This is a genomic window from Methanomassiliicoccales archaeon (genome assembly GCA_026394375.1).
GTDB lineage: Archaea > Thermoplasmatota > Thermoplasmata > Methanomassiliicoccales > UBA472 > JAJRAL01.
On the sequence record JAPKYJ010000019.1, the window covers coordinates 43,228 to 50,262 of the forward strand.

Consider the following 7,035-nt stretch of genomic DNA (forward strand, 5'->3'; position numbering starts at 1 on the left):
GACACCGATGTTCTAATCATCAACATTAAGTCCAAGAGCCACCCTCTTACTTTTCGGTCCAAATGGAAGGCAGCCCCAGCAACGGACATCCACGAATAGGCATCATCGCCTGCGAGATCCTGAAGCGGGAGATAGAGATGCTCACCAAGGATGACCCGGACATCGTGCATCGAGAGTATCTGGAGTTCGGGCTGCACATCGATTCCGCCGTGCTCAAGGCCAAGGTGACGGAGAAGGTGAACGCGCTCAAGGGCAAGGTGGACTCCGTGTTCTTGGGCTATGCCATCTGCCAGTCGCTGCGGGACATCACCAAGCAGGTAGAGGTTCCCACGTCCATGATGGAATCGGACGACTGCATCGGAGCCTTCATCACCCCGGAGGAGTACGCGCGGGAGAAGCGGGTGTGCACCGGCACCTGGTTCTCCACTCCGGGCTGGGCGGAGCTCGGCATCGACGGGGTGATCAAAGAGCTGCACCTGGATTGCATGAAGGACCAGGGCTACGATCGCATGTTCTTCTTGAAGATGCTCTTCGAAGGCTATCACCGCTGCCTGTACGTGGACACGGGCACCGGGGAGAAGGAGAAGTACGAGGGCATGTCCAAGGACTTCGCCAGGCGCCTGAACCTGAAGCATGAGAGCCGAGGGTGCGATCTGCGAGTCCTCGAGAAGGCCCTGGCGGAGGCGAAGGAATTGGCCCGGTCTGCCAACGAGGAGAAAGCGGCCCAACCGGAGCCTGCGGCATCGCCGGCCTGATTTCACTGGTCTTGCGCTCTCGCCTGCTGACATCGGCGACCTTGGTTCCCTGTGAGCCTCCTTTTTCTGCTGACTTCAAGCTCAGGAAGCTGCTTTTGTCTCAATACGGGTTTTGGAGGCGACTCAATTGAGCGTCGGGATAAGGGTCCCTGGCAGCGTCCGCGCACGGCTGAAGGCGATCGAAGGCTGTGAGTTCGCCCTAGTCAATGGGATGAAGGTGACGAAGGTCGGCGAGGATGAGATGGTGGTGGAGATGGGCCTCCATGGAAAGCTCAACGGCTTTGGCACCGGCCACGGCGGGGCGATATTCGCCCTAGCGGACCAGGCCTTCGCCATCTCCTGCAATCAAGGAGAGCACCCCCAGGTGGCCAAGGAAGTGAGGATGAGGTATCTCAAGCCAGCCAGAGGCAAGCTGAGAGCGGTCGCGCGCCAGGTCAAAGAGGACGAGCGCACGTCCTTGTGTCTGGTATCCGTTCATTCAGAAGAGGGCGTGGTGGCAGAGTTCGAAGGTGTCGGGTACAAGCTCCGCCAAAAACCAAAAGCCGCCTCCTCCAATAGCTTGTGATGTATGCCCATTTCTCCCCTCAGATTCGTGATAGGGAGGAATGGAGGCGCTGGTTGGATGAGATCAACGAAGAAGAGGCCTGGCTGCTCACAGAGATCCACACGGAGGCTGGAAGCTGGCGAAGAACCCGACCAGCGATGAACCAGCACTCGGACATGCCAGGACGACACCGGGGCAGGGAGAGTGCGGCTGCCGGGCCTTACTCTCATGCATAGCCAGCAATCCATTTTTCTTTTTCAATCAAGAGGGAATTGTTTTCCAGTCTCGGTTGCTCTTTAACCCTTGGAACAGGTGAATGTTTTTTTGCATCCTGCTCTGCCCAGGTACATCGAGCCTCCGCTATCGCCTTTTCAGGCTTCTTACGGCAATAAGATTCCTCTGTGGTCTTGGATGTTTTATGCCCAAGGAAGAGAGATACATTCTCGACTGGCATGCCATCGTCAATGCATTTCTGAGCATAGGTACGGCGGCACGTTCTACCATCGAACTCCACGCCCGTTTCTTCCTTGACAATCGCCCTGAGTCTCGCCAGGCTGTTCGTCACAAAATAACCGTCCCCGTGACGGTCACCTAACGCCGGAAATAGGGCCTGATTGTCTGGGCAGTTCTTGGACACCACCCGATTTCTCACCCTGACGTAACGCTCAATGAATCGGTGTCCGTCTGGGTCTATCGGTGGGTCTCTCGGCCTCCCATACCTGCCTTTGCCTTTGACCTCTTCTGCGTGAAGCGTCCATGTGTTCATGTCCAAGTCGCTGAGGTTGGTTAGCCTCAGTTCCTTGGATCTTACACCGGAACAGATTGCCATGACGGTCATAGCGTAGGCCTCAAGCCTTTTCCAATCGTTGTCAGGGACCGTCTCGGCTGTCCTGATTATCAGGGCACGCTCTTCACCAGTCATCGGAGGCAGACGCTCCTTGCTTTGCTTCGGAAATGCGGTAGGCACTCTGATTTTCGCTTTCTCAACCGCACCATTCCCGATGAACTTCAGGAGGCTGTTCAGCGCACATACTTCGTGCATTATGCCCTCGTCATTCAAGCCCCTTGACCGGAGCATTCCGACGAAGCCGACATTGGCGCCATTGTTCCGGGCCCTATCCCCCGCTCTTCCTCCAGCCATTAGAATCGCATCCTGACTATGTATGTAGGTACATACGAAAAAACGATTCTATCATGAATGGTCTTGTTGCAAAACTAAATCCGGCACTTTGACGATATAATCATTATTTGTTATCTGGCCCCGGTTAGGTTTGCATCCGTAAGTTCAGCGCCTGTCGTCCTAGAGGACCGCGAAGGAGGGGCCTTCGTCGAAGTACGATGTCGATGTACCTATCATCCGTAGAGCAAATAGCCGTCTGTGGTGACAGAATGACGGTTGTGACAGTTGAATAGGGGCAGGACGATAAGGAACGGTTTCGTACCTTGGGAAGCGCTAGGCTCGCCGCTCATGTTCATCGAGGAATACCAAAGGAATCACGCATTCCGCACGAAGTAATGAACTTTTTAGGGGCTTAAATCCGGCTTCGATCCGGCTTCAAGATGGAATCTGGGGCATTCTTTCCCGCTTGATTCCTACTTCGTACCCGCTTGACCGACGGATCGAGCGCGGGTCCGGGTGAGAAGCCGGGAAGGAACCGGTGACGGCCCGAAACTGCCCAGGCAAATTTCACGGGGTGTATCCTAGCTACTTCCAACCCTCCTTTTCCGAAGGTAATGGACCACGACCACGCTTACAAGGACTAGCACCACGACTATCAAGACCAGCGGAATTGCTCCCATCGGTCCGGTTGGGCTTAGCAGATTGGTGTCCACATTGAACGAGATTGATTTCTCCGCGACGTTACCAGCATCGTCGATGACCCGGACAACCAACTGATGTTGGCCGTCGTGAAGGCCGGACAGGGGCGTGGAGATTTCAGCCGCATAGGAAGAAGCGGAGTGCGTGATCGGCGTTCCATCGTCGAGAATGGTAACGGTCTGACTGATTCCGCTTGTGCTGTCAGCACACGCCCACAAGATAGAGACTGAGCTAGAAGTGAAGATGCTTCCGTTGCTTTGATGCATTGTGATAAGCGACGGAGTCTTGTCTATCTTCAAGACCATACTACGGGTGGATTCCACGTTGCCCGCCAGGTCTGTTGAATAATACTGAAGGGCGTGGACGCCATCGGCTGAGACCATCAATTGAGTTGCATACTCGGAAAAAGCCCCAGAATCAATACTGAAGAATGTCTTGTGAACTCCGCTCGTGGTATCCCCTGCAACCAGGGTCGCATTCACTTGAGACCTGTACCAGCCGCTCGACCCCTCCACACCCGTTAGTCCTAGCGAGGTTGAAGGTGGCAGCGTGTCATAGGTCGTCGTCGCATCAGGGCTGGTTGGCGCCTGCTCGACGTTTCCTAAGTCATCCGTAGCTATTATAGTGTAGAAACCATAGACACCATCTCCGCCGGATGATGAGGGATCGAATAGAATCGGGCTGGAAGACCAATGACCTGAAGGGTTTCCAGAAGGCGCATATCGTGTGAACGCCCCAGATGTCCCTTTTCTGAAGAATAGCTCAACGTACGCAACTGAACCGCCTCCGGTATCGGAGGCGATGAACGGAATTGGAACTACGGTTGAGTTGGTGCAGCTTGGCATCGAACCGACTAAAGAAACGGGAGGGGTCACGTCAGTGCCAGCAATCACGATGTCGTCGACATAGACGCCCTCATATGGGCCAAAGCCTACTGTGTCTTCACTGAAGAAGAAGCTGACCTTCGAGCTGTTGGTCGGAATCGGTAATGATGCAAGCTGCCAACCTCCGCTGGTCACATCGGGTTGCGTCCATATCGTAGTCCACGCAAAGCTATTCCACACCCGGACATCCAGATGATCGGCCAAACACAAAGTTCGAAGCTCGTACCAGTCGGTTCGAGGCTTGCACCATAAACCACTTAAGTGTCGCCACGTACTCGCAGCAACCATGAGAAAGGGAGCACGAGCCTTCAAGATGATCCTGCCCGCGCTGCTGGCCCTCAGCATCCTATCCCTCCTCTCCGCCTCCATCCTTGCTGGCGGAGGCATGATGCAAGGCCAGTCAGCTCCGGGCAAGAGCATCCGAGCCGGTGCAGGGGGCATGGACGGCCCAGGCTTTACCACCGGTACATCAATACAAGCGCCAGTTGACCTTGGGTCGGCCGGCAATTTCGTCATTCTAGCAAAATCAGGGATCTCAACCACTGGAACCACCTCGATTGTTGGAAATATTGGAGTGAGCCCAGCAGCCGCGAGCTACATAACTGGATTCGATTTAATAATGGATTCCTCCAATCAATTCGCGACATCATCTTTGGTTACCGGAAACGTTTATGCAGCCGACTATGCGCCTCCAACTCCAACTGTTATGACTACAGCTATAAGCGACATGGAAACAGCGTACACTGATGCCGCCGGACGAACTTTACCGGATTATACTGAACTTGGAGCTGGAAATATCGGCGGAATGACATTAGTCCCCGGCCTCTACAAATGGAGCAGTGGCGTGACAATACCAACAGATGTCACCCTCTCGGGAAGCTCAAATGATGTATGGATATTCCAGATAGCGCAAAATCTCGATATCAGCTCTGCTACGCAGGTTATCTTAAGTGACGATGCGCAGGCAAATAACATCTTCTGGCAAGTCGCTGGCCAAACGACACTTGGAACAACATCTGTCTTCTATGGAAATATCCTGGATCAAACAGCGATTGTGCTGAATACTGGCGCAACGCTTAACGGCAGAGCGCTGGCACAGACTGTGGTCACCTGCGACGCCAATGCCATCACTATGCCTAAAGATATCACCGCACCCACCGTGACTCTCACAGTCCCGGCTAATGCTGCCACAGGTGTGGCCGTCAACAGTGCAATGGCCGCCAGCTTCAGTGAAGCGATGGATAACTTGACGATCACCAGTTCCACATTCACCTTGGTGCATGGGGTCACGCCTGTTTCAGGCACTGTGACCTACTCTGGCTTAACGGCGACCTTTACGCCGGCAGTCGATCTCGCATACAACACCGTCTATAACGCCACGATCACGACCGGGGCCAAGGACCTGGCCGGCAATGCACTGGCAAGTGACTATGTATGGAGCTTTACCACAGGTGCGGCCCCAGACATCATCGCACCGACAGTGACTCTCACAGTCCCGGCCAACGCTGCCACGGGTGTGGCAATCAACGGTGCAATGACCGCAACCTTCAGTGAGGCGATGGACCCCTTAACGATAACCACCGCCACATTTATCTTGAAGCAAGGGGCAACCCCTGTTTCAGGAGCGGTGACCTACGCTGGCGTCACGGCGACCTTTACGCCGGCAGTCGATCTCGCATACAACACCGTCTATAACGCCACGATCACGACCGGGGCCATGGACCTGGCCGGCAATGCACTGGCCAGTAATTACACATGGACCTTTACCACTGGTGCGGCCCCAGCCTCCTCAGGATTACCGCTCTGGGCGATTATTCTGATAATCGTGGTAGTTGCCGGAATAGTAGCTGCCGCAATTTTCCGCCTCGCAAAGAAACCCTCGAAGAAATGAGGGTTTCCCTTTTTCACTTTTTTCAATTTTCTTTGTAGTATCCCGAAATTATTTCAGACTCTGTTGCTAAACTAATCGTTCCAAAGGAAACCGTTCCTAGCCAGTAAGAAAAGGTTGAACATTGAGAGCTTCGCCTGGACCTCATTCTTCCTGCCGTTCTCGGAACGGCACCTCAAGCGGTAACCGAAGAGGCGCTGGATCATGCTGAAACGGTCTTCAGCATGATTGGAGCGCTGCTCGGATATCGTCTTCGATGTCGGTCGGAAAACGGTCGAAGAAATGAGGTTCGGGTCAAGCTCGCTCTGTTTGATCTAATTCAGCTGGCTATGCGAGTGGAGTTCTGGTCATGAGACTTTTGCAACAGGGCCGACCGTAGATAATACTCAAGGCCATGTCATTCCAACCCGCGTGCTTCTCCACTTGTACGTCTGACGGTTCTGATATATTTGACAGACAAGGGAAACGGATAGAAAAAGAAAAAAGAGGGAAATAGGTTTGCTGGACGTAGCGATTCGATTTCCCTTTTGATTGAAATCAGAAAATAATTGTCTGGATAGACACGAGAGTGCGGCTGCCGGGATTCGAACCCGAGTTAGAAGCTTGGGAAGCTCCGGTCATAACCACTAGACCACAGCCGCTTGAGCGCCTTGAACTAATCCCCCGCGCGTTGATAAACTTTTCTTGCTGGCGTGGTTGGATAGGAGAGGGCCGAAAGGCGGGCCATGATTCCCGCCAAGAGGATCACTTTATGGTTTCCAATTGACTGATGAGGTTCCAGATCAACGTCCGCCCGTGCAAGGGAATGTTAGGGTCGTTGGCCAGGTCATCGAGGATGAATATCGCGCTGGCGGCCCTGACGTCCATGGCCTCTTTTGTCTGCAGCAAGCGCTCCTTCGCCGAGGTGGCGCCACGTCTGATGTTCCTGGGCACCGAGGTGTCCTCGGCCAGCTGGTCCAGCACCTCGATGATCTGTCTCAACCTCGAATCCATAATCTCACCTAATCGGTCATATGACCGTGTTACTTCCCGTTCTCCTTGGAGCCTTCCGGCTCGAACTTCAGGTCGCCCCTCTCCTTGAAGGTGGAGACGACCATCAGCGTCTTGCTGTCCTTCACGCCGGGGATGCTGGAGAGATCATCGAC

At 54.1% G+C, this 7,035-nt stretch carries 6 protein-coding genes and 1 tRNA gene; 3 read left to right on the forward strand and 4 right to left on the reverse strand.

Annotated elements, in window-relative coordinates; all coding sequences use genetic code 11:
- The first annotated feature begins 62 nt into the window (after positions 1 to 62).
- Both NT137_04670 and NT137_04675 read left to right on the forward strand, forming a co-directional pair.
- Complete coding sequence (locus NT137_04670) at positions 63 to 755, forward strand: DUF1638 domain-containing protein (GenBank protein MCX6652630.1); 693 nt, start codon at positions 63 to 65, stop codon at positions 753 to 755.
- 127 nt (positions 756 to 882) lie between these two features.
- On the forward strand, positions 883 to 1,320 hold the full coding sequence (locus NT137_04675) for a hotdog fold thioesterase (protein MCX6652631.1): 438 nt from the start codon (positions 883 to 885) through the stop codon (positions 1,318 to 1,320).
- Between the two features lie 205 nt (positions 1,321 to 1,525).
- Here the strand turns inward: NT137_04675 and NT137_04680 are convergent, their stop codons facing one another.
- Both NT137_04680 and NT137_04685 read right to left on the reverse strand, forming a co-directional pair.
- Complete coding sequence (locus tag NT137_04680) at positions 1,526 to 2,359, reverse strand: site-specific integrase (GenBank protein MCX6652632.1); 834 nt, start codon at positions 2,357 to 2,359, stop codon at positions 1,526 to 1,528.
- Positions 2,360 to 3,000: 641 nt separating this feature from the next.
- Entirely contained in the window at positions 3,001 to 4,137 is a 1,137-nt protein-coding gene (locus tag NT137_04685) for an Ig-like domain-containing protein (GenBank protein MCX6652633.1), read from the reverse strand.
- A gap of 151 nt (positions 4,138 to 4,288) precedes the next feature.
- On the opposite strand from NT137_04685, the gene NT137_04690 reads away from it, so the two are divergent.
- Complete coding sequence (locus NT137_04690; GenBank protein MCX6652634.1) at positions 4,289 to 5,893, forward strand: ice-binding family protein; 1,605 nt, start codon at positions 4,289 to 4,291, stop codon at positions 5,891 to 5,893.
- Between the two features lie 566 nt (positions 5,894 to 6,459).
- Here NT137_04690 and NT137_04695 read toward each other — a convergent pair.
- Both NT137_04695 and NT137_04700 read right to left on the reverse strand, forming a co-directional pair.
- Positions 6,460 to 6,531: transfer RNA gene (locus NT137_04695), tRNA-Gly, on the reverse strand.
- A 103-nt stretch (positions 6,532 to 6,634) separates the two neighbouring features.
- Complete coding sequence (locus NT137_04700) at positions 6,635 to 6,883, reverse strand: UPF0147 family protein (protein MCX6652635.1); 249 nt, start codon at positions 6,881 to 6,883, stop codon at positions 6,635 to 6,637.
- Positions 6,884 to 7,035 lie beyond the last annotated feature (152 nt).